The following is a 21904-nucleotide window of genomic DNA, read 5'->3' as shown; positions in this document are numbered from 1 at the left end:
TTTTCATATTATAAGAGAAACGGTTTATTGATTTTGTTGCATTTCTCTCATCATTTCCTCCTGCAGCTCATAGATTCCTTCAACGCCGCCATACATAATAATCATTACAATAGAGATGATTAAGCTAATGGCGCTTAGTACAAGTCCTATAATGGCAAGAATTTTCCCGGTTTTTACATTTTGGTAACCGGTGTACAATTCAGGTTGGGCGTTATAGATCTCTGTGGCTCGCTTTGCCATTACCAGGGCAATGATCCCGAAGATAATTCCGAGTACACCATAACAACAGCATCCGATAATAGATAGGATCCCGAAAATTAGAATTAAAGTTGAATTGGGTAGTTGTTGTCTTTCCATAAAGTTTGGTTTATTGGGTTAGTTGTATATAAGCATTCATTTTTATTAAATAGCTAATGAGCATTACCGAACCGCTAAAAATAATTAGGGCGATTTTTATCTGAAAATCATACCTGAATTTTACAAATAGGTTTATAATCAGAAAAGCGAGTAATATTAAAATAGGATAGATTCCCGGAAACATATAAAAAGCCTGACTGAATTCTGCTTTAAAAACCAGTAATAACGCACGTTGCCCACCGCAACCAAAACAATCTACCCCGGTAAGGCTCTTGTTAAGACATGGCAACATAAATTCTTCCATAACTAATTTTTGATGCTAATTTTACTGGTGAATTCAAGGTTTTTAGAAGAAATAATTTTAACAATATAAATCGCATCCTGTAATCCCGAAGTAGGTAAATTATGTTTGGTACTTCCAATCGCTATTGTTTTATTATATATCATTTGTCCGTTAAGATCGAATAACAATACTTGTTTTATATCGGTTTGCAGCACTTCTATTTCCAATTGCGTTTTTAAGTTATTTTGAACAATTACAGCTTCCGGAAGTGAAATATCTATCTCTTCAGGTTCCTCGGTTAGAAGATTGTCATCCTTTTCCTGCATAAAACTAATAAAAAAACGTGAACTATAATTTCCTTCTTCTAATTCTATTGAAAAATCATTTTTATTTAATTGATGGTAAGTTTCTAATTCGGCGTCAAAAAGGAAGATATTTTCAATCTCGAAATCTCTGAAATCATCCAGACTAAAAGTTAATTTTGATACTTCAACTAAATTAATAAATAACGGTATTTTATCATTTTTTCTATAAGGCCTAACTTGAATATTGTAAATAGCCTCAGCTATATTCCAGCCTGCATCATTTTCCAGTAGTCCGTAAATTTTAGCATCCATAGCCCAATCTTCTTCGGTGGAAGAATCTTCCCGAAAAGCCAACAATAATGGTCGCGTATATAAATCGTTGAAACCTATATTGAGCTTTAATAGCGGAACCTCACTTTTTTGCTGATTTTTAAATTCTGAAGTTTGTGTGTTTTCTTTCTGAAACCTTCTTTGAGAATTTTTAAAATGAATGTAACCGTCACTTCTTCCCGTAAGCATAAAAGCCTGTCCAATAGGACTGTATTCCCGGGCTATTTGTGCACCGGTTGCTCCCGAATTCCCTGTTTCCTCGCCACCGCCATTATAGGTCTTAAAAACGGCAGGAGCGTAAGCATTGGCACCCGGCGAGTAAGAACCATAGCCGCCTTCGTAATCTTTTAAATAATGAGAATTCCCATTACCCCTGGAATCCCAGAAATATGCGATTCCAGTACTTGCAGGATTCTCCATTAAAAAGCTTTGTAAATGAAGCGCAGAAGGATAAGGGTTGCCTACTAAAACACTTTTGTTATTTTTAATAAGCACCTTTATTTCTCCGTCATTCGGCAAACCTCTAAAATCGTATCGCTGCTTGTTTCCGGGATTGTTTTCTATTCCATTTATTAGTGTGAGATCGCTGCCATTCACACCTTTCATAGTAAAACCTTCCCCGGGATTTACATTAAAATTTACACCTACATGTTGCCAATCATCATATTGGCTACCGGAAAATTTGTAAATCCAGCGCCTGGAAATTTTTAATGGATTAGCATTGCCTTCTAAATCGTTTGTAACTAGAGCAGATTTACTTCTGGTTTGTGTTTTTGGCTGGAAAATGACTGCTCCAAATTGATTGGCGCTTATATTATCTGTAACCGGCAGCGCCCAGTAGTTATAATCAAAAGCATTGGAGGTGCCTTCCTGGAAAACGGAGAGCCAACCATTACCCGAATTTCTATTTGTACTCTTTTCATCCTGCAATAATTGTGATTCCTTTCGTAGATATATGCTGGCTTCGGTATCAGGAGAATTATTCTTTATTAATTCTATGTTATCTTCCACATACAAAAACCTATCGCTAAGATAAATATAGGAATCTCCGGTTATAGAAGGCGAAATATGAAGTTGCGCATTTCCGCAGTAAAAAGAGAAAATAAAAGCTAAGAAGTAAATTTGCCTCATAATTCCTGTAACTTTGCTGAAAATACAAGAACCGCTATTTTTAACAGCTTTAAAATAAGGGATAACAGGTAAAAAAATGAACAATTCTCAAGTAATAAATACAATTTTGATTACGCTTGGCGGCGGACTTTTAATCTATGCCATTGCAGCTGAAGGCGCTCATGCTTATTTTAAGATTATTGGCTTAATTACTATTATGTTGGGACTTTATCGCGCAACAAATCTTTGGGTAGAGACAAAAGATGATCACAAGGAAGACGAAAATAAAGAATAATGGAGCTGAAAAAGGGAGATAAAGTTGCGGTTTTAGATGATGTGTTGGAAGGCTACGTAATAAGAGCCGAAGCCGGTACTGTGTATATTGAAACTACCGATGGTTTTGAAATGGAATTTACCCAGGAAGAGTTAGTTAAAATAGAAACGCCTATTGAAGCTTTATCTGATGATGTGGATTTTGAAAAGGTTCTGGCTGAAAAAAAACTTCCTCCAAAACCAAAGTCACAGCGAATAAAACCGAAAGAGAGAAACCTGCCGCCAATGGAGGTGGACCTGCATATAGAAAAACTAACCAGGTCTTCCCGCGGCATGAGTAATTATGATATACTTAACCTGCAAATGGAAACCGCTAAAAGACAATTGGAGTTTGCTATGAGCAAACGTATTCAAAAAATTGTTTTTATTCACGGGGTAGGTGAGGGTGTTCTAAAAGCAGAACTCGATTTTTTTCTGGGTCGCTACGACAACCTAAAATTCTATGACGCCGATTACCAAAAATACGGTCTCGGCGCTACCGAAGTCTATATCTTTCAGAATACTTAGTTGGTCGTAGTTTCTTCTGTTTCTTCTTCATTTTCGTCCTCTGAATCCTCTAATTCTTGTTGGCGGTTAGTTAGCTGTTTAAAAGGAATGCCATTTGCACTAAACCTCCCCAGGTTATAAGTGTCAAAACGAATATCTTCCCCGCTACCATCCTGGCGTATCAGGTTAAATTCTTTGATTACTATAATAGACCTATAATCTCTGGAGATAGAATGATCTAGTTGCAGCTCATGTTCAAAATTTGGTAAAGAGACCTCTTCATTTAAGTAATTTCCCAATCCATCTACTTCAGCAGTTAACTCAGGACTAAGAAATCCATCATTATTTTCTTCAATGGCTCTTTGAATATCTTCCTCGTCAACTTCGTGCCGGGTTAAAACACCATCATCATCATCATCAGGGTCAAGATAATTCGGAATACCATCTTCATCGGTATCTAAATAGCCATCCTCAGTGATGGGGTCTCCAGGATCTGCTTTAGTTTCGCTTTTGGTTTCCACATTATCATTATCATCATCAATATCTAAGTAATCAGGGATGCCATCGCTATCGGTATCCAGGTGATTTCCACCATCGGGATCAAAACCTTCCTCGGCATTGGGTATACCATCCCCATCTGCATCTGCATCCTCATTTAAACCAAGATCATTAAAATTAGTCGTAATTAACACCTTTCCGCCGGCAGAAACATATTCCTCCAAAACCCTTGGGGAACCGGGTGGTACTCCCTGGCAAAAATATTCTCTTCCGTTTATTTCTGAATCATAAATCCTGTAAACTAACCTATTGTTTTCTCCACTAAGATTAATCACTATTGAATCATTTACATCAAGCGTTAAAATTGTTTGGGCAAGCGTATCGTTTAATCTGTTATCCTTTAATTCCAAAGACATCGATTCGTAAACATCTTGATTGTTTACGGCCCAAAGCACTTTTTTACCGTCAATTTCACAGAGAGTTAGATCACTGTCTTCTAAATCAAAACTGGTTACAGTGATGTCGCCATCGTCACAGGAATAAAGCGCAAAGGAGATTAAAAGTACCGCAAAAATCTTTTTCATAGGTATGAGAATATATTCAAACTGAAACAAAAATAGCGGAATTAAGAATTCTTAAGGCAGGTTCTTTTAAATAATTTTATTTCGTTTAATTTTGCAGCGATGAAAAATGTATACCTAGATTCTGCCGCAACCACGCAAATGCGTGACGAAGTAATAGATAAAATGACCTCTGTAATGAAGGAAGTATATGGAAACCCTTCTTCTACACATTCTTTTGGCCGGTCTGCAAAATCTTTAATTGAGCAGGCGCGTAAAACCGTAGCCGGATATTTAAATGTAAAAGCATCAGAAATAATTTTCACTTCCGGTGGTACTGAAGCCGATAATCTTGCTTTAAATTCTGCAGTACGTGATCTTGGCGTAAAGCGAATTATTACTTCAAAAATAGAGCACCATGCTGTTTTGTATACCGTAGAACAGCTTCAGGATTGTTTTGATGTTGAGGTAGCTTATGTTGATTTAGATTCCTGCGGAAATGTAAAAGAGGCTCATTTAGAAGAATTACTGAAAACTTCAGATAAAAAAACGCTGGTAAGCCTGATGCACGTAAACAACGAGATTGGGAATAAACTGGATATTAAAAAAGTAGGAGCACTTTGTAAAGAATACGCTGCGATTTTTCATTCAGATTGCGTGCAGTCGGTAGGGCATTATGATTTGGATTTTAGTGAAATTCCGGTAGATTTTACCGCGGTTAGTGCTCACAAATTTCACGGCCCAAAAGGCGTGGGATTTGCTTTTATTAGAAAAAACAGTGGATTAAGACCACTTATTTTTGGAGGAGAACAAGAGCGTGGCCATCGTGCCGGTACAGAAGGGGTGCATAATATTGTAGGCCTGGAAGAAGCTTTAAAACTGTCTTTAGATAATTTAGCCGAAGAAAAAGCCTATATAAGTGATCTAAAAACTCATTTTATTTCAAAATTAAAAGCTGAAATTCCCGGGGTGAAATTCAATGGAGATTGTTCCGATCTTGAAAAAAGCACCTATACGCTGGTAAATGTATGTTTGCCGGTGCCCGAAGATAAAGCGCTAATGCTTTTATTTCAATTAGACCTTAAAGGCATTGCCTGTTCTAAAGGAAGTGCCTGCCAAAGTGGAAGCGATAAAGGTTCTCATGTGTTAAATGCATTTTTAGAAGAAGAAGACTTAAAAAAACCTTCGGTGCGTTTTTCATTTTCACGATTTAATACCAAAGAAGAATTGGATTATGTGGTGGGTACTCTTAAGGAGTTTATTGAATCTTAAGAGGGCCAATTTCAGTTTTTTCAAGCTGATCTAAGTCATATTTTATAGACTTTAATCATCGTTACTTTGTATAAGCAAAAATATAAAGTAATGGCAAATAAACACGAATACCAGGTAGACTTAACCTGGAAAGAAGGTCGAAAGGGAGAAGTTTGTTCTCCTGAGTTAAGCGATACCATTCAAACTGCAACCCCACCAGATTTCCCGCAAGGAATTCCTAATATTTGGTCTCCGGAACATTTTCTGGTTGCTGCGGTAGAAAGCTGTTTGATGACTACATTTTTAGCTATTGCTGAAAATTCTAAACTGGATTTTATCAGTTTTAAATCTAAGGCAATAGGGAAATTGGATAAGGTTGAAGGAAAGTTTCAAATGACAGAAATTATACTGAAACCTGTTCTTGAGATTTCAGACGAAAATAATGCTGAAAGAGCAAAACGCATCATAGAAAAGAGCGAAAAAGCCTGCTTGATCTCCAATTCGATAAAAACCAAAATTATTTTAGAACCTGAGATTGTAATTGCTTCTGTAGGAGTATAGTGGTTTTATCGTCATTGCGATCCCGATGATAATCGGGAGAAGCACCATGTCATCCTGAACTTGTTTCAGGATCTAGTTATTTTGATTTGACGTTGTTGAAATACGATAATCAACCTCAGATTGCCACGTGGGCTATCGCCTCCTCCAATGACGTTCTTCTGCTAGGTCATTGCGAGCAAGGAACGCGCGCGGCAATCTTTTATTAAAAGTGTTTGTTCACCACGTCATCCTGAACTTTTATCAGGATCTAGTTATTTTGATTTGACGTTGTTGAAATACGATATTCAACCTCAGATTGCCACGTCGGCTATTTGCTCCTCGCAACGACTTAACCATAAACCGAAACCGATAACCGTAACAGATAACTCAAAACTGAGAACTGAGAACTGAGAACTGACAATCGAAATCAAAACAATGTTTTCCTAAAACAATAATTGTTGGTATCTTTGCAGCCCTAAAAATCGTTTAACTTCTACAGAAACAGGCAGGTGTATGAATACTAAGAAGGTCGCATTTTATACCTTGGGTTGTAAACTCAATTTTTCAGAAACTTCTACTATTGCGAGGTCTTTTAAAGATGAAGGTTTTGAGCGTGTAGAATTTTCTGAAACAGCTGATATTTACGTGATTAATACCTGCTCGGTTACTGAAAATGCCGATAAACGATTTAAAACCATTGTAAAACAAGCGCAAAAGGTTAATGAGGATGCGTTTGTGATTGCCGTAGGTTGCTATGCGCAACTGAAACCGGAAGAACTTGCTGATGTAGATGGAGTAGATTTAGTGCTTGGAGCGACTGAAAAATTTAAAATTACCGATTATCTTAACGATCTTTCTAAAAACGAAATGGGTGAAGTTCACTCTTGCGAAATTGATGAAGCCGATTTTTATGTAGGTGCTTATTCTATAGGAGATAGAACCCGGGCATTTTTGAAAGTTCAGGATGGTTGCGATTATAAATGTACGTATTGTACCATTCCTTTGGCTCGTGGAATTTCCCGAAGTGATAAACTGGAAAATGTTTTGACCAATGCTGCTGAAATTTCGGCAAAAGGTATTAAGGAAATTGTGCTTACCGGAGTAAATATTGGGGATTATGGAAAAGGAGAATTCGGTAATAAAAAACACGAACATACTTTTCTTGATCTTGTAAAAGCTTTAGATGAGGTTGATGGGATAGAACGTTTAAGAATCTCTTCTATTGAACCGAATTTATTGAAAAACGAAACTATAGATTTTGTAGCCGGGAGTAATACGTTTGTACCCCATTTTCATATTCCATTACAAAGTGGAAGTGACGCCTTGCTTAAATTGATGAAGCGTCGATATATGAGTGCGCTTTATACCGATAGAGTAACGCAAATTAAGCGAGTGATGCCCAATGCTTGTATTGGTGTTGATGTTATTGTTGGTTTTCCCGGCGAAACCGAAGAACGATTCCTGGAAACCTATAATTACTTAAATGATTTAGATATTTCTTACCTGCACGTTTTTACGTATTCTGAGCGGGATAATACCCCGGCAGCAGAAATGGAAGCTGTGGTTCCCAATAAAGTAAGAAAAAAGCGAAGTAAAATGCTGCGTGGTCTTTCAGCTAAAAAGAGAAGGGCATTTTACGAAAGTCAGTTAGGAAATACCTGTACCGTGCTTTTTGAAGGCGAGAATAAAGAAGGATATATTCACGGATTTACCGAGAACTATGTCAAGGTAAAAGCACCATGGGATCCGGCACTGGTAAACACACTTCATCAAATAGAATTAACTTCCATTGATGAAGATGGTATGCTTAGGTTTGAGTTTGTTTCAGAAAAAGTAGTGGTTTAAATATTTATTCCTACCGGTAACAGGTCTTTATACTTTCTTCTGTTTTTTCGCATAAATTTCGCGATATCCGGGCTGGTGGGCATTACACGAGTGTTACGCTCTTTTATTTCCTCTAAAACCTTTTCAATAAAAATGTCCATATATCCCTGTTCCTTTAGGGCATCGGGCATAAAGACTTTGGTAAGGAAAATTTTTCGTTCTTGTTGTGAGTATTCTATTGTGGCAAGCTGGCTATTTATGGTAGCTTCAAATTGTCTTAAGAACTCATTATCGGTAATTATAATTTCTTCAGCATTCATCGTTTCTCTTTTTTCTGTTATAGACCTTTAAGACAGCATATTTTATCGTAAATAATGATAACAATCGGCTAGTAAAATTTTCTTTTGGTGGTTATTGTAAAGGTAGTGAAATAAAGCCTTTAAAGTAGAGTTATTAATAGTAATCGTTAAAATTATAGGCTTTGAAAATTTGTATATTATTTTTAATCTTTCCATTGTGAAAGCCAAATAAATAGCAGTAATTTTGATAAGTAAATTTAAGGCTTTAGGCCAATTTTAAGTGTTATATACTTGTTAAAATGACTAAAGAAGAGGAGTTGATTCATGTTTATTTTATGCCGGGAATGGCCGCAAATTCATCTATTTTTGAATTTATAAAACTTCCGGAGAATCGGTTTAAAATGCATTTTTTAGAATGGATTATTCCCAAAAAAGATGAAAGTCTAAAAGCTTATGCCTTGCGTATGAATAAATACGTTAAACACGAAAATGCAGTCTTGGTTGGTGTATCTTTTGGCGGGATTATTGTGCAGGAAATGGCAAAGAGTCTTGATCCAAAAAGGCTTATCATTATTTCCAGTGTAAAATGTAGAGAAGAATTGCCAAGGCGTATGCGTTATGCGGCAAGTACAGGTTTATTTAAGCTTATACCTACCAGTTTGTTAGATTATGTAGATCATTTTGAAAAAATTGCAGTTGGAGATTTTATAAAAAAACGGGCAAAGCTCTACAGGCAATATCTTTCGGTTAGAAATCAACGTTATTTAGACTGGGCTATTGAAAATATGGTTTTGTGGGATTGCGATAAAGCCCGAAAGGATATAATTCACATTCATGGAGATAAAGATCAAATTTTTCCCGTGAAATATATTTCAGATTATATTAAAGTGAAAAACGGTACGCATATAATGATTTTAAATCGCTACCGTTGGTTTAATAAATACCTGCCTCAGTTAATTGTTTCAGGAAAAATAAAAGAAGAAAATTAAAAATAAATTAATTGCTATGAAAATATTAAAATCTGCTTTAGTTTTAGTGGGGTTAGGTACTGTTTTATTGGTAAGTATACAGGCCACCCAACAGTTTCCCGATACTAATGATGAAGAAGTATCTGAAACGCCTAAAAAAGACCGGCCGGTAAAAGATTATAACATCTATGCCCTGCCAATGCCTGAAAATATAAATTTTGCCGGAGAAAATGTGCCTATAGAAGATCCGGATATATATGAGAGAATGGATAGGGAGTTGTTGGTAAACACCTACTGGCAATCTAATGCACTGCTTTTAATTAAACGCGCAAATAAATATTTCCCTATCATTGAACCTATTTTAGAGGAAGAAGGGGTTCCTAATGATTTTAAATACCTGGCTGTAATAGAAAGTGGCTTAACCCAGGCGGTTTCCCCAGCTGGTGCTAAGGGTTTTTGGCAAATTATGGAAGGTACAGGTAAGGATTACGGACTTGAAATAAACGGAAATGTAGACGAGCGTTACCATATTGAGAAATCTACCCGTGTGGCAGCCGATTATCTTAAAAAATCTAAAGAAAAGTTTGGGAGCTGGACAATGGCAGCCGCGGCCTACAATGCCGGGAATAGAGGAGTGGAAAGACAGTTGGAACGCCAAAAAGTAGATGATTATTACGAATTATTGCTAAATACCGAAACCGGGCGATATATGTTTAGAATTTTGGCTTTAAAAGAAATCTTAAGCCACCCCGAAAAATATGGGTTTAATTTTGAGGACAAACACCTTTATAAAAACATACCAACTAAAACTGTTAAGGTTGATACGGTGGTAAATGATTTTGCTGATTTCGCTAAACACTTTAATATCAATTACAAAATCTTAAAGATCCATAATCCCTGGCTTAGGGAAGCGCATTTAAATAATGCCTCACGAAGAGAATATGAAATTAAGATTCCAGAAGAGAATACATATACTGCCGTTAAATAATTAAATGAATTACTTCCTGGATAATATTTGGTGGATCTTATTATCTGCTAATTTTCTAATCGTTTTTATAACGGCGGGCTATGAATTGATGCATTTTAGGGAGCCGGTAAAAAGTATCTCTCTAATTTTCGCACTGTTCGTTTTGCCGGTAATAGGTCTTTTGGTTTATTATTTTTTTGCTCAGGAATTTAGAAAAAGTAAGTTATTTAACCGAAAAAAACTTTATGATAAAAATATCATTCAGCATTGGGAAGAAAAGTTAATACTTAATGAACAGGAACTTATTGATAGGTATCATGGGCGGGGAACTATTGAGCAAAAAATTAAACTGGTTAGTTTACTCCAGAATAATCAAAAAAAGCCGGTTACTTTTAAAAATAAAGCCAATGTCCTTATAAACGGGGAAAATAAGTTTTCAGCCTTATTTGATGACATTAAAAAGGCAAAGCATCATATTCATATTGAATATTATATTTTTAACAGCGGTAGAATAGGAAACCGACTAATCTTATTGCTGTGCGAGAAGGCTGAAGAAGGGGTGAAGGTGCGTGTAAGTTATGATTATGTAGCTAGCAGGTTATCGTCTAAAGCGGTAAAGAAAATGAAATCTTATGGGATTGAAATTTACCCATTTATGCCCGTTTGGTTTCCAAATCTAACGCGTAAATTAAACTATCGTAACCATAGAAAAATGGCTATTATAGACGGTAATGTGGGCTTTGTTGGCGGAATTAATATTTGCGATGAATACGTGAATTTTGAAGAAAACCCAAAGGAAAAACTATTTTGGAGGGATACACATCTTAGAATTGAAGGTCACGCGGTAAAATCTTTACAAGCTCAATTTCTACTTAATTTTAACTTTATTAGCGGAAAAGTATTAAAAGTTGAAGACGAGTTTTTTCCAAAAATTGGAATACCAGACAGGACAGCGGTTCAGATTGCTGCCAGTGGCCCTGATACCGATTGGCAGAACATTATGGAAGCTATTCTAACCGCAATAAATACCGCCGATAAGTATATTTATATAACCACACCTTATTTCATCCCGAATAATCAAATTCTTACCGCCTTATGTATGGCGAGTAGAATAGGAGTGGAGGTGAAAATAATTATTCCGGAAAAAGGAGATTCGGTGATTGCGCGTTATGCTACCAATTCTTATATCGAACAATTACTCGAGTCTGGTGTTCAGGTTTTTCATTATCATAAAGGTATGGTTCACGCCAAAACTATGGTTGTAGATGGTGTATTAACCAGTATTGGATCCTGTAATCTTGATAATCGAAGTTTTGATATAAATTTTGAAATCAATGCTTTTTTATATGACGAAGAGATAGCTAAAGAGATGACTAAGGTTTATGAGGTTGATCTTGGAGAAACTACTGAGCTAATATTGGTAGATTGGATGCAGCGCCCCTCAATTGAAAAAGTACGGGAAGCACTTGCAAGGCTTTGGGCCCCTCTACTTTAGTAATTTCTGTAATTCTCCTGAATATTATTATTGTGGAGAGATTATAGAAGAATTTATGGGTGCTGTTTGTTTTGAATTTCCAATTAGATTATTGGTAATTGCTGACTGGATAGCATCATAATTAAGTTGGAAAGACGCCTCTTTTGATAAATTATAGGGGTGAAACACACTTCTCTTTATATTCATTATCTGTTTATTACCTGCAATTAAATAACAGGTAGGTAGGCCCAGAGAATGTTTTAGATTTTTAACTACATAAGAATGTTGATTAGTAGTTTCATCTATATAGAAAACTTTAATGTGAGTATTAAACTTTTTGGAGAGTTCTTTAACCGTTTCTTTTTTGTCCCAAAATAATATTACAAAATCTATTTTATCCTGATACTTCTTAGCAAGTTCGTTAAGTGCCGGTACTTCTCCTTTACCAGGAATACACCACGAAGCATAAGTTAAGAGGTAAACCGGTTTTTGAAAATTATATAGCGCAACTTCTTTACCGTTAAGATTTCGAAATTTAAAGTTATCTATATAAGTTCCTTTCAATTTAGTTTCTACCAGTGTGTCGAACAAGCTTCTGGCTTTTTCAAATTCTCGATATCTATAAGATGCTTTAGCCTCTTTATTGTACTTAGGTAAGTGCATAACAAGGGCATCAGAGAAAAAAAGCTTATCACTTTTCGCTGTTTGGGCTTCAATATTGAACCCTAGAATTATAAGAAGCAGGAGTAAAAATCTCTTCATGCACTTTGTTCTGTTTAATTCAAACAAAGATACTTAGGAAGCAGGCGGAATTGAAATATTATCGCTAAAGGGCCAATATTTAGGCTAAAAGTTTTTGAATTATCAATGAAATCAGAAATTAACTAAAATTATAATAAAAATAGAGAGCCAAAATGTAAGTCCACGAGGTATAAATTGGAGAATGTTTTTTTAATTTGAGAGCCAAAACCTTTAGGAATTAAACACTTTAGAGGAATTAAATCTTCTTCAATTGTTGTTTCATCATCTTCATCTGGTCTTTAAGCATCCCATGTTTATCAAGCTTTTTAGCTTCAGCAAGCAAATTGGTAGCTTCTCTTTTTCGCCGTTTGGTCATAGCTATTCCAGCAAGGTTAAGTTTAGCCATCGCTAAATCCTGATCCATAGCTAAACCTAATTTGATAGCACGTTTAAAGAATTTTTCGGCCTGGGTAATATTAGTTTGAGAAACCATTAGCCCATGTAGGTACCAATAATAACCTTGCTGCTTTTGCGTAAGGGCAGCTTCTGGATTTTTTATTCTATCCAGCCATTTTTTTGCGCCAGGGAAATCCTGCTTTCTTAGCCTTAAAAAAGCAAGCAATATCATCTCGTTTTTAAAATACAGGAATATAAAAATTGCGGAAAGTAGTATGAACATAATGCCATTACCAATATTTCCTTCTACAAACTGCCAAATGGCAAGGCCTAATATAGCTCCTGCTAAAACTAACTTGATATTCTTATTAAACATAAATGTATTTATTTTGAAAGCGGCAAAGGTAGGAAAAACAATTAAAAATAATTTAAATTACCTCTTGTAATAGTTAAAAAGCTTTGTATATTTGCACGCAGTTTTACAGAGAGCTATAAAAACGATTATTCAGAAGATTTAAAGATATTTAAAATGAAAAGAACGTTTCAACCATCTAAGAGAAAGAGAAAGAACAAGCACGGTTTTCGAGAAAGAATGGCTAGTGCAAACGGAAGGAAAGTCCTCGCCAGAAGAAGGGCTAAAGGAAGAAAGAAAATATCAGTATCTTCTGAAAACAGACATAAGCACTAATGAGAATTAGGTTTTAAATATTTAAAGGTGTTACTTTTTTTAGTAACGCCTTTTTTTATATCCAAGCGCTTCCTTATTTTTAAGTTTAATATGCTACAATTTACAAAAAATGCCTAAAAACAACAACCTTAAAAGTATTCTGATTATTGGCTCAGGGCCTATTATTATTGGTCAGGCCTGTGAATTTGATTATGCCGGAACCCAATCTTTACGTTCATTACGAGAAGATGGTATAGAAACTATCCTGCTTAATTCCAATCCTGCAACGATAATGACAGATCCGTCAATGGCAGATCATGTTTATCTTAAACCTCTAACTACTAAATCTATTGTTGAGATCCTTAAAAAGCATCCAAATATAGATGCTGTTTTGCCTACCATGGGTGGACAAACAGCACTAAATCTATGTATTGAAGCCGATGAAAAAGGAATTTGGGAAGATTTTGGAATCAAATTAATTGGTGTAGATATTGACGCGATCAATATTACAGAAGATCGCGATAAGTTTAAACAGCTTATGGGAAGAATTGGAATTCCCGTAGCCCCGGCTAAAACTGTTACATCTTACCTTCAGGGAAAAGAGGTTGCACAAGAATTTGGTTTTCCTTTAGTGATTCGTGCATCTTTTACATTAGGTGGAAGTGGAGCTTCTTTTGTACACGGGCCCGAAGAATTTGATGAAATGCTGACTTATGGCCTGGAAGCATCCCCAATTCACGAGGTGTTAATAGATAAAGCGCTTTTAGGATGGAAAGAGTATGAGCTGGAATTGCTAAGGGATAAGAACGATAATGTGGTAATTATTTGTTCTATAGAAAATATGGATCCTATGGGAATCCATACCGGGGATTCAATTACGGTAGCACCGGCTATGACATTAAGCGATACCACATACCAACGTATGCGTGATATGGCTATAAAAATGATGCGTAGTATTGGAGATTTTGCCGGTGGATGTAATGTGCAGTTTGCCGTAAGTCCAGATGAAAAAGAAGATATTATTGCGATAGAGATTAATCCAAGGGTTTCAAGATCTTCAGCTTTAGCATCTAAAGCTACCGGATATCCAATTGCAAAAATTGCTACAAAACTTGCCATAGGTTATAATTTAGATGAACTTGAAAACCAGATTACTAAATCTACTTCAGCTTTATTTGAGCCAACCTTAGATTATGTGATCGTTAAAATTCCACGTTGGAATTTCGATAAATTTGAAGGAGCAGATCGCACTTTAGGCCTGCAAATGAAATCTGTAGGAGAGGTGATGGGAATAGGGCGTTCTTTCCAGGAAGCACTTCATAAAGCCACACAATCTCTTGAAATTAAAAGAAACGGACTTGGAGCTGACGGGAAAAGCTACACCAAGTATGATGAAATTATAGAAAAGCTTACCTATGCCAGCTGGGATCGTGTATTTGTTATCTATGATGCTATTAAGGCGGGAATTCCGTTAAGCCGTATACACGAGATCACTAAAATAGATATGTGGTTCTTGCGCCAATATGAAGAACTTTACGCTTTAGATGTAGAGATCTCCAAATTTGATAAAGAATCACTACCAAAAGATCTTTTGCTGGAAGCAAAACAAAAAGGTTTTGCCGATAGGCAAATAGCACATATGCTGGATTGTTTAGAAAGCGAAGTGTATAATAAACGGGTGGATTTAGGAATAAACCGGGTTTACAAACTTGTAGATACCTGTGCGGCTGAATTTAAAGCTAAAACTCCATATTATTACTCAACTTTTGAAGCCGAAATTGAAACTCCAGATGGCAAACGTTATGTAGACAACGAAAGCAAGGTGAGCGAGAAGAAAAAGATTGTGGTACTAGGTTCCGGTCCAAACAGGATAGGCCAGGGTATCGAATTTGATTATAGTTGTGTTCACGGTGTTTTAGCCGCTTCAGAATGCGGTTACGAAACTATAATGATTAACTGTAATCCTGAAACGGTTTCTACCGATTTTGATGTGGCCGACAAGCTTTATTTTGAACCTGTTTTCTGGGAACATATTTATGATATAATTCGTCACGAAAATCCCGAAGGAGTAATTGTTCAGCTAGGAGGTCAAACTGCTTTAAAACTTGCAGAAAAACTAGATCGATACGGAATTAAAATTATGGGTACCAGTTATGAAGCTCTAGATCTTGCAGAAGATAGAGGAAGTTTCTCTAAACTGCTTCAGGAGAATAATATTCCTTACCCTGAGTTTGGTACTGCCGAAACTGCAGATGAAGCCCTGGCACTTGCCGATGAGCTTGATTTTCCAATCCTGGTAAGACCTTCTTATGTATTGGGAGGACAGGGAATGAAAATTGTGATTAATAAAGATGAACTGGAAGAAACAGTTGTAGATTTACTTCGAAAAATTCCGAATAATAAGTTATTACTGGATCATTATTTGGATGGCGCCATAGAAGCTGAAGCTGATGCGATTTGCGATGGGGAAGATGTTCACATTATAGGAATAATGGAGCATATTGAACCTTGTGGAATCCACTCTGGAGATTCTAATGCGCTGCTACCTCCATTTAATCTTGGAGACCTGGTAATGGAGCAAATCAAAGACCACACCCGTAAAATCGCTTTAGCGCTTAATACAGTTGGCTTAATCAATATTCAGTTTGCTATTAAGGATGATATGGTTTATATCATTGAAGCTAACCCAAGGGCATCCAGAACGGTACCATTTATTGCGAAAGCCTATAAAGAACCGTATGTTAACTATGCTACTAAAGTAATGCTTGGTGAAAAGAAAGTTAAAGATTTCAACTTTAATCCGCAGTTAGAGGGATATGCGATAAAACAACCGGTATTTTCTTTCAATAAGTTCCATAAAGTGAATAAACAACTTGGACCTGAAATGAAAAGTACAGGAGAAAGCATTCTCTTTATTGATAGTCTTAAAGACGATGCTTTTTATGACATTTACAGCAGAAGAAAAATGTATTTGAGTAAATAAGATTTAGACGAGGTTATCTCAAATTAAATCATTTCCGTCATTACGAACAAAGTGAAGTAATCTGTGAATTATATTAATACTTTCAGCAGATTGCTTCGTCCCTCGCAATGACTATTATCGATTTTTTGAGATGACCTCGTTTACTTTTTGATTTAAATTAGCTGTAAAGATTTGGCTGTTTTGAAAGAAACTTTTGTCAAGCTGAACCGGTTTCAGCTTCTAGGATGTTCAATAACTTAGATTCTGAAATAAATTCAGAATGACGTTTTTTACTATCTTTTTATTCAGCTTCTAAATATAGAATCCTGCAAGGTTTTCAAAACCTTGTAGGTTTTTCTATTTTAATAAAATACCTATGAGTTTAAAAGAAACCTCGTAGGAAATTGAAAACTTATGAAAGAATTGGTACTTATAATTGGTGGAATCTACGGTACACTTGCCGTTGTATTTGGGGCTTTTGGGGCACATGCTTTAAAAAAACGTTTTTCTGAAGATCAGTTAAAAAGCTTTGAAACTGGAGTGAAATACCAAATGTACCACGCGATTATGCTTATAATTTCCGGAATTGTATTTCCTTTTATCGGAGTTTCCCAGCAGCTTGTTGCCTGGTTTTTTATAATTGGAATATGCTTGTTTTCCTTTAGTATTTATGGTTTGACTCTAAGTGCTTCAGCAGGAAAGAAAATAAAAATTCTTGGGCCAATCACTCCGCTTGGTGGTCTTTTACTTATTCTGGGCTGGATATTTTTTACAATCAATATCGCTGAGATCGCACTTTACCTATAAAGTTTCTTCTAAAGTTTCAGCACGCAATACCTGTTTTCTGTATTTTTCCGCATAAAATGCTATCAGTATTAATTGCAGCGAATGATAGATCATAATGGGTAAAAGTAAAAGCCCCGTGTTTGCCGAATTTCCGAAGATCACTTTTACCATTACAGAGCCATGAACCAGTGATTTTTTAGTACCGCAAAACTGTGTGGTAATCTTGTTTTTTAAATTAAAACCTAAGACTTTGCAAAGCAAACCTAGCCCAAAATAAACTACAAAGAACAGTAAAACAACTATTCCTGTTAGTTTTAATAAATCCTGAGTTTCTACGCTGCTAAATATATTGGAGGAGAATGAGTTACTAAAACTGGAGTAAACAATTAGTATAATGGTAGTTTTGTCTAGCAGGCCTAGTTTTTTATTGTGTTTTCTGGCAAAATCACCAAGGAATTTTTGCAGCATTAATCCCAGAATTAAAGGAATAATTATCTGAGAGCATAGTTTTATAAGTACGTCTAAAAATTCAAAATCGGCGCTTCCGCTAAGAAAAAAGCTCAACCAAATTGGCGTTACAAAAATTCCAATTAATCCCGAAAGACTGGCGTTAAAGATAGCAGTTGGTAGGTTACCTTTAGCCAAAGAAACCATAACTATTGAAGAGGAGACGGTAGAAGGCAGGGTTCCCAGAAAAAATAAGGCGATCCAGAGATCTGATCCTGTTCCTTTTTCAAAAAGCGGTAAAAACAGGAGTGTTAATAAGGGAAATACCACAAATGTGGCCAATTGAATTACAATATGAACCTTGTAATTCAAAAGGCCTAATTTAAATTCTGCCGGAGACAATTTTAATCCGTAGAAAAAGAAGATAAAACCAATCCCAATATCGGTGATGGTTTTAAGCGGAAAAAGTACAATTCCTTCAGGAAATAAATAAGCGATAATTATCGCTAAAAAGATTACCGCTATAAACCCGTTAAATTTCAATGGCTGTTTTACTTTTCTATTTTCACCTTATAATTCTCTAATAAATGCACATATTCTTCCGAAGAGAAATCGGTTTCATGAAATTCTTTTTTTCGGTTTATAGTCATTTTGTTACGTTTTATGCTTTTTGCAAAACGCCTAATATCGTCGTCATTGGTTAGACGCAGCCCGGGAACCGAAAGTGATTTTCCATTTTCATCTTTGGCAACCATGGTGAAATAAGAAGAGTTACAATGTTTTATTGCTCCGGTTCTAATATTTTCGGCTTCTACCCGAATTCCAATAACCATAGAACTATTACCTACATAATTTACCGAGGCTTTCATAGTTACCAGTTCACCGATTTCTATGGGTTTTAGGAAGTCTACGGTATCTACACTGGCAGTCACGCAATAGGCTCCAGAATGCTTAGATGCGCAAGCAAAGGCAATGCGGTCCATAAGTGAGAGCACGTAACCTCCGTGAATTTTTCCGTTAAAGTTTGAATGAGAAGGCAGCATTAGTTCTGACATGTCTACCTGTGAATCTTTTACTTTTTTAAAATGGGTCATAGTTTATCTATCTCTAAAATGTGGGGATTGCGCTTCTTCTACTTCGGTTATAAAATATTTGGTATCACCCCAAAAGAAAAAGGTTGCGTAGCGTTCTTTGTATTTAAGTCTTACGTAATTGCCTTCGTTTTCCTGTAGGGCTTCAATAGCTTCCCGGTTATTATCTAAAACCGAAAATTGAAAGATTTGTGCACCACTAATTCCCTGGCTAATTTCACCCTCCCAGGTTTTAGAAATAACCCCTTTTTTGCTAAATTTTATAAGTTCACCACTTCTTGTACCCTCGCTATAAGGCACAAAATAGATAAAGGCAAACCAGGCGATAAAAAGGAGTACGATTACTCCTAAAATCCCAAGAAGTGTTTTTTTCATATATTTTTATGTTTTTCTACTTTAGAATTAATAGTTAAAAATAGCATTTTCTTTAGTCGAGAATTTAGATTTAAATATGCTGTGAGTGTTCACGGTCTACAATAATAAAATTTCCGCTCAAACCTGCCACATAAAAATACCTTTATTTAATTTTGTTCGATAATCGAGATTTAAATGCCACAAGACTTACTTCGAAAGCAAAAATGATTTTCCTATTTGTTGGGCTCTTCAATTTCATCCTCTTCTATGGCCGATAGCATTTTATGATCTATTTGTTTGCTGGCTTTAGCACCAAGTTTTTTGAGTTTTTCTACCCTACGTAATAGATTTCCTTTACCTGTGAGTTTCTTCATCGCGGTATCGTAAGAGTTCTGAACGGTTCCCATTTGCCTTCCAATTTTTGTTAGTTCCTCCGTAAGAGCTGTAAACGAATCATATAAAGCGCCGGCTTGTGTTGCGATGGCGATGGCGTTTTGTTTTTGTTTTTCGTTTTGCCACATACTGTCTATGGTTTTTAAAACGGCAAGCAGGGTAGTAGGGGTGACTAGAATAATATTTTTGTCAAAAGCCTCGGAATACAACCCTGGATATTCGTTAGAAGCCACTGCAAAAGCAGCTTCTATAGGGATAAAGAGCAAAACAAAATCTGGACTCTCCATCTGGTATAACTGATGGTAATTTTTATTGCTCAGCTCGGTTATACGGCTTTTAATGGCAGTAAGGTGGTTTTTTAAATGTTGTCTCCTGTCGGTTTCCTCGGTTTCATTGCTATAGCGTTCGTAGGCATTAAGCGAAACCTTAGAATCTACAATCATTTTCTTATCACCAGGCAGGTTAATCACTACATCGGGCAACACCCGTTTCCCATAGGCATTGGTAAAACTCTGTTGAACGCTGTATTCACTGCCTTTTTGGAGTCCGCTGCGTTCCAGGACACGTTCTAAGATCATCTCGCCCCAATTTCCCTGGGTTTTGGTGTCGCCTTTAAGTGCTTTGGTGAGATTGGTGGCCTCCTTACTCATTTGCTCGTTAAGCTCTTTTAAACCAATAATTTGTTGTCGCAGCATAGCGTGGCGATCTATACTTTCTTTATTCCCTTCTTCGATACGTTTCTCAAAATGAATAATTTTCTCTTGTAAAGGATTTAAAATATTCTGAATATTCTCTTTATTCTGAAGGGTAAATTTTTCTGACTTTTGGTCCAGGATTTTATTGGCCAGGTTTTCAAATTCTTTTTCAAATTTCTGCTGAAGTTGCTCAACTTCGGCTTTTTGTTCTTTATTTCTATGCTCTAGATTTTGAAATTCAGCGTTTCTTTTGGTGAGTTCGGTACTTAAAAAATCTTTTTCCCGGCGTATTTCTTCCCGCTCTTTTTCTAGTTTTTCGGTTTGAATTTGTGCGTTATTCTTTAAGTCTAATACTTCAGATTTATAACTGCTTAAATTATTGTTTAATTGTGTTTTAAGATCTTCTACCTGGAGCGATAGTTGATTGTTTTTTTCCTGTGAAATAGCCTCTTTATTTTTACTTTTTAAGCCTGAGATTAGTTTTCCGAAGTAAATTCCGAGCAGAAGCGCGAGAAAAATAAAAGCAAAAAGTAAATAATCGTTCATTGAGAAATAGGAGTTTTCTCAAAGATACTTATTTGCCCGAATTGTTCTAAAATTCCGGGCTTAGTTTGTTAGCTAATTTAATCCCGCGAGAGGATTTAATTCCCCGGGGTTCTTGATTTATTGGCACCGCCAAAGGGTGTAATACCCCAACGCTTGCTTCGAAATTAAAAATTTGTTTCCAACGAATGCCTCGTGGGCTTGCCCCGAGGTAGTTTACTTGGAAAATTAGTCTTTCGCTTCAAAATATTGAAAAGCGTCTATAATATCCAGATAAACACCATCAAAACCAGCATTTACTATTTTATTTAGGTAAGAATTTTTATTTCTATAAATGAGTTCTTTCCAATCACGGTTCCAATATTTTACTTTAAAATTGCCACTCCAATGTGGGTTTTCCTCTACCAGCCAGTTTGGTGATTTCTTGTTCCAGCTGTCCTGCCAGTAATACCTGTATTCTTCAGCTTCGCCTATAGACATATATGCTATAACCAATCTTTCTCCACCGTTCTGCTTCTTTTTTAATTTCTGGATTTCTTCCGCAGTAAATGTTTCTTTATGGAAAAATAGATCTAGAATAATCAGGTCGTAATTAGTGAAAGCAATTTCAGCAATAAGATCTTCTTTACTCAAATAATCGGCATAATTGAGTAGGTATAGAAAGTTTTTAGCTTTAGAAATGTGATTTATATCGGCTTCATTTTCATTAAAAATAGGATGATTAGGAATTATATCCAATTCCCTGCGTATAGCTGTAAAAGAAATAAAGTCTTTTACTTTATTAAGATTATAAGAATGGGATATTTTTGCTGGGGTGTCACAATAATCTGTTACCAGAACTTCTTTACCATGGTTTTTTGCAATTGCCAGGTGTTTTTGCAAATAAATATTATCTGGGCCAGGAGTAGGTTTATTGAATTCGGGGTAACCATAAAAGAGATCTTCCTGTCCTACAGCGTCTATGGCTTTTAGGTAATCTAAAGCGGGGAGCTTAGCATTATTAAGAATAAGTTCAATGCCATTTTGGGGAATTACCAGAAAATTTGCATTTTCGGCTTTTGCCTTTTCACTAATCTCAATAACCAAATTCCGCATTTGCTGGCGGTAATTTATTATGTTACTTGAATCCTGAGCTGTGTTTTCCTGGCATAAAAAGAGTAGACAACACAGAATAAAGAGCGGAATACGGACTGAATTCATTTATATTTTGCAATTTCGTACAAAGGTATATGAAATTGTAAAAC

The 21904-nt window shown here is 36.0% G+C and carries 23 protein-coding genes; 11 read left to right on the top strand and 12 right to left on the bottom strand.

Going from position 1 to position 21904, the window contains the following annotated elements; all coding sequences use genetic code 11:
* Positions 1-24: 24 nt before the first annotated feature.
* Genes B5X51_RS02185 through B5X51_RS02175 form a run of 3 tightly spaced genes read right to left on the bottom strand, consistent with a single transcriptional unit; the run spans position 25 to position 2406 of the window.
* Complete coding sequence (locus B5X51_RS02185; protein ID WP_079719221.1) at positions 25-357, bottom strand: CCC motif membrane protein; 333 nt, start codon at positions 355-357, stop codon at positions 25-27.
* 10 nt (positions 358-367) lie between these two features.
* The gene (locus B5X51_RS02180; RefSeq protein WP_079719220.1) at positions 368-661 is read right to left on the bottom strand and encodes a DUF2752 domain-containing protein; all 294 of its coding nucleotides are present in this window, start codon (positions 659-661) and stop codon (positions 368-370) included.
* A 2-nt stretch (positions 662-663) separates the two neighbouring features.
* Positions 664-2406: a T9SS type A sorting domain-containing protein gene (locus B5X51_RS02175; RefSeq protein WP_079719219.1), complete on the bottom strand. Its 1743-nt coding sequence runs from the start codon at positions 2404-2406 to the stop codon at positions 664-666.
* A gap of 76 nt (positions 2407-2482) precedes the next feature.
* On the opposite strand from B5X51_RS02175, the gene B5X51_RS02170 reads away from it, so the two are divergent.
* Positions 2483-2680: a hypothetical protein gene (locus B5X51_RS02170; RefSeq protein WP_079719218.1), complete on the top strand. Its 198-nt coding sequence runs from the start codon at positions 2483-2485 to the stop codon at positions 2678-2680.
* The gene (locus B5X51_RS02165) at positions 2680-3225 is read left to right on the top strand and encodes a Smr/MutS family protein (protein ID WP_079719217.1); all 546 of its coding nucleotides are present in this window, start codon (positions 2680-2682) and stop codon (positions 3223-3225) included. Before B5X51_RS02170 ends, B5X51_RS02165 begins: the two co-directional genes overlap by 1 nt.
* Here B5X51_RS02165 and B5X51_RS02160 read toward each other — a convergent pair.
* Positions 3222-4286 (bottom strand): hypothetical protein, encoded by a 1065-nt coding sequence (locus tag B5X51_RS02160; protein ID WP_139374818.1) that lies wholly within the window; start codon positions 4284-4286, stop codon positions 3222-3224. The genes B5X51_RS02165 and B5X51_RS02160 overlap by 4 nt on opposite strands.
* Positions 4287-4385: 99 nt before the next feature.
* Here B5X51_RS02160 and B5X51_RS02155 point away from each other — a divergent pair, with 99 nt between their 5' ends.
* The 3 genes from B5X51_RS02155 to mtaB all read left to right on the top strand — a co-directional run bounded on the left by B5X51_RS02155 (position 4386) and on the right by mtaB (position 7898).
* A complete protein-coding gene (locus tag B5X51_RS02155) occupies positions 4386-5534 on the top strand; it encodes a cysteine desulfurase family protein (RefSeq protein WP_079719215.1) in 1149 nt (382 codons plus the stop codon).
* 90 nt (positions 5535-5624) lie between these two features.
* A complete protein-coding gene (locus B5X51_RS02150; protein ID WP_079719214.1) occupies positions 5625-6074 on the top strand; it encodes an OsmC family protein in 450 nt (149 codons plus the stop codon).
* Positions 6075-6566: 492 nt separating this feature from the next.
* Positions 6567-7898, top strand: a complete 1332-nt coding sequence (gene mtaB, locus B5X51_RS02145; RefSeq protein WP_079719213.1) for a tRNA (N(6)-L-threonylcarbamoyladenosine(37)-C(2))-methylthiotransferase MtaB — start codon at positions 6567-6569, stop codon at positions 7896-7898.
* Here the strand turns inward: mtaB and B5X51_RS02140 are convergent.
* Positions 7895-8197, bottom strand: a complete 303-nt coding sequence (locus tag B5X51_RS02140) for a GNAT family N-acetyltransferase (protein WP_079719212.1) — start codon at positions 8195-8197, stop codon at positions 7895-7897. The two genes, mtaB and B5X51_RS02140, sit on opposite strands and share 4 nt — an antisense overlap.
* A gap of 278 nt (positions 8198-8475) precedes the next feature.
* Here B5X51_RS02140 and B5X51_RS02135 point away from each other — a divergent pair, with 278 nt between their 5' ends.
* The 3 genes from B5X51_RS02135 to cls are packed head-to-tail and all read left to right on the top strand — an operon-like array spanning position 8476 to position 11606.
* The gene (locus B5X51_RS02135; protein WP_079719211.1) at positions 8476-9165 is read left to right on the top strand and encodes an alpha/beta fold hydrolase; all 690 of its coding nucleotides are present in this window, start codon (positions 8476-8478) and stop codon (positions 9163-9165) included.
* Between the two features lie 16 nt (positions 9166-9181).
* On the top strand, positions 9182-10132 hold the full coding sequence (locus tag B5X51_RS02130; RefSeq protein ID WP_079719210.1) for a lytic transglycosylase domain-containing protein: 951 nt from the start codon (positions 9182-9184) through the stop codon (positions 10130-10132).
* A 4-nt stretch (positions 10133-10136) separates the two neighbouring features.
* Positions 10137-11606 (top strand): cardiolipin synthase, encoded by a 1470-nt coding sequence (cls, locus tag B5X51_RS02125; protein WP_079719209.1) that lies wholly within the window; start codon positions 10137-10139, stop codon positions 11604-11606.
* A 27-nt stretch (positions 11607-11633) separates the two neighbouring features.
* On the opposite strand, the gene B5X51_RS02120 is transcribed toward cls, so the two are convergent.
* A complete protein-coding gene (locus tag B5X51_RS02120) occupies positions 11634-12347 on the bottom strand; it encodes a TlpA family protein disulfide reductase (RefSeq protein ID WP_079719208.1) in 714 nt (237 codons plus the stop codon).
* A 235-nt stretch (positions 12348-12582) separates the two neighbouring features.
* Entirely contained in the window at positions 12583-13098 is a 516-nt protein-coding gene (locus B5X51_RS02115; RefSeq protein ID WP_079719207.1) for a hypothetical protein, read from the bottom strand.
* A gap of 153 nt (positions 13099-13251) precedes the next feature.
* Between B5X51_RS02115 and rpmH the strand changes: the two genes are divergently transcribed.
* The 3 genes from rpmH to B5X51_RS02100 all read left to right on the top strand — a co-directional run bounded on the left by rpmH (position 13252) and on the right by B5X51_RS02100 (position 17158).
* Positions 13252-13410: a 50S ribosomal protein L34 gene (gene rpmH, locus B5X51_RS02110; protein ID WP_075327124.1), complete on the top strand. Its 159-nt coding sequence runs from the start codon at positions 13252-13254 to the stop codon at positions 13408-13410.
* Positions 13411-13519: 109 nt separating this feature from the next.
* Positions 13520-16372, top strand: coding sequence for a carbamoyl-phosphate synthase large subunit (gene carB / locus B5X51_RS02105; protein ID WP_079719206.1), 2853 nt, complete (start codon positions 13520-13522; stop codon positions 16370-16372).
* A 393-nt stretch (positions 16373-16765) separates the two neighbouring features.
* Positions 16766-17158, top strand: a complete 393-nt coding sequence (locus B5X51_RS02100; RefSeq protein ID WP_079719205.1) for a DUF423 domain-containing protein — start codon at positions 16766-16768, stop codon at positions 17156-17158.
* Here B5X51_RS02100 and B5X51_RS02095 read toward each other — a convergent pair.
* The 5 genes from B5X51_RS02095 to B5X51_RS02075 all read right to left on the bottom strand — a co-directional run bounded on the left by B5X51_RS02095 (position 17153) and on the right by B5X51_RS02075 (position 21755).
* Positions 17153-18127, bottom strand: coding sequence for a bile acid:sodium symporter family protein (locus B5X51_RS02095; protein ID WP_079719204.1), 975 nt, complete (start codon positions 18125-18127; stop codon positions 17153-17155). The genes B5X51_RS02100 and B5X51_RS02095 overlap by 6 nt on opposite strands.
* 8 nt (positions 18128-18135) lie before the next feature.
* Positions 18136-18678, bottom strand: a complete 543-nt coding sequence (locus B5X51_RS02090) for an acyl-CoA thioesterase (protein ID WP_079719203.1) — start codon at positions 18676-18678, stop codon at positions 18136-18138.
* 3 nt (positions 18679-18681) lie between these two features.
* Positions 18682-19050 (bottom strand): 6-phosphogluconate dehydrogenase, encoded by a 369-nt coding sequence (locus B5X51_RS02085; protein WP_079719202.1) that lies wholly within the window; start codon positions 19048-19050, stop codon positions 18682-18684.
* A gap of 212 nt (positions 19051-19262) precedes the next feature.
* Entirely contained in the window at positions 19263-20663 is a 1401-nt protein-coding gene (gene rmuC, locus B5X51_RS02080) for a DNA recombination protein RmuC (RefSeq protein WP_079719201.1), read from the bottom strand.
* 225 nt (positions 20664-20888) lie between these two features.
* Positions 20889-21755 carry an endo alpha-1,4 polygalactosaminidase gene (locus tag B5X51_RS02075; RefSeq protein ID WP_176132713.1) on the bottom strand — a complete coding sequence of 289 codons (867 nt, stop codon included), beginning with the start codon at positions 21753-21755 and terminating at the stop codon, positions 20889-20891.
* Positions 21756-21904 lie beyond the last annotated feature (149 nt).

Source organism: Salegentibacter holothuriorum, assembly GCF_900168045.1.
Taxonomy (GTDB): Bacteria; Bacteroidota; Bacteroidia; order Flavobacteriales; family Flavobacteriaceae; genus Salegentibacter; species Salegentibacter holothuriorum.
Note: the sequence above shows the minus strand (reverse complement) of the source record. Positions and strands in the feature narration are given on the sequence as shown.

Coding starts and splice junctions, on each gene's coding strand:
- carB (WP_079719206.1), top strand. CDS start 13,520: ATGCCTAAAAACAACAACCTTAAAAGTATTCTGATTATTGGCTCAGGG.
- rpmH (WP_075327124.1), top strand. CDS start 13,252: ATGAAAAGAACGTTTCAACCATCTAAGAGAAAGAGAAAGAACAAGCAC.
- rmuC (WP_079719201.1), bottom strand. CDS start 20,663: ATGAACGATTATTTACTTTTTGCTTTTATTTTTCTCGCGCTTCTGCTC.
- mtaB (WP_079719213.1), top strand. CDS start 6,567: ATGAATACTAAGAAGGTCGCATTTTATACCTTGGGTTGTAAACTCAAT.
- B5X51_RS02175 (WP_079719219.1), bottom strand. CDS start 2,406: ATGAGGCAAATTTACTTCTTAGCTTTTATTTTCTCTTTTTACTGCGGA.
- B5X51_RS02150 (WP_079719214.1), top strand. CDS start 5,625: ATGGCAAATAAACACGAATACCAGGTAGACTTAACCTGGAAAGAAGGT.
- B5X51_RS02115 (WP_079719207.1), bottom strand. CDS start 13,098: ATGTTTAATAAGAATATCAAGTTAGTTTTAGCAGGAGCTATATTAGGC.
- B5X51_RS02170 (WP_079719218.1), top strand. CDS start 2,483: ATGAACAATTCTCAAGTAATAAATACAATTTTGATTACGCTTGGCGGC.
- B5X51_RS02085 (WP_079719202.1), bottom strand. CDS start 19,050: ATGAAAAAAACACTTCTTGGGATTTTAGGAGTAATCGTACTCCTTTTT.
- B5X51_RS02120 (WP_079719208.1), bottom strand. CDS start 12,347: ATGAAGAGATTTTTACTCCTGCTTCTTATAATTCTAGGGTTCAATATT.
- B5X51_RS02090 (WP_079719203.1), bottom strand. CDS start 18,678: ATGACCCATTTTAAAAAAGTAAAAGATTCACAGGTAGACATGTCAGAA.
- B5X51_RS02155 (WP_079719215.1), top strand. CDS start 4,386: ATGAAAAATGTATACCTAGATTCTGCCGCAACCACGCAAATGCGTGAC.
- B5X51_RS02185 (WP_079719221.1), bottom strand. CDS start 357: ATGGAAAGACAACAACTACCCAATTCAACTTTAATTCTAATTTTCGGG.
- cls (WP_079719209.1), top strand. CDS start 10,137: ATGAATTACTTCCTGGATAATATTTGGTGGATCTTATTATCTGCTAAT.
- B5X51_RS02140 (WP_079719212.1), bottom strand. CDS start 8,197: ATGAATGCTGAAGAAATTATAATTACCGATAATGAGTTCTTAAGACAA.
- B5X51_RS02160 (WP_139374818.1), bottom strand. CDS start 4,286: ATGAAAAAGATTTTTGCGGTACTTTTAATCTCCTTTGCGCTTTATTCC.
- B5X51_RS02135 (WP_079719211.1), top strand. CDS start 8,476: ATGACTAAAGAAGAGGAGTTGATTCATGTTTATTTTATGCCGGGAATG.
- B5X51_RS02075 (WP_176132713.1), bottom strand. CDS start 21,755: ATGCGGAATTTGGTTATTGAGATTAGTGAAAAGGCAAAAGCCGAAAAT.
- B5X51_RS02100 (WP_079719205.1), top strand. CDS start 16,766: ATGAAAGAATTGGTACTTATAATTGGTGGAATCTACGGTACACTTGCC.
- B5X51_RS02165 (WP_079719217.1), top strand. CDS start 2,680: ATGGAGCTGAAAAAGGGAGATAAAGTTGCGGTTTTAGATGATGTGTTG.
- B5X51_RS02180 (WP_079719220.1), bottom strand. CDS start 661: ATGGAAGAATTTATGTTGCCATGTCTTAACAAGAGCCTTACCGGGGTA.
- B5X51_RS02130 (WP_079719210.1), top strand. CDS start 9,182: ATGAAAATATTAAAATCTGCTTTAGTTTTAGTGGGGTTAGGTACTGTT.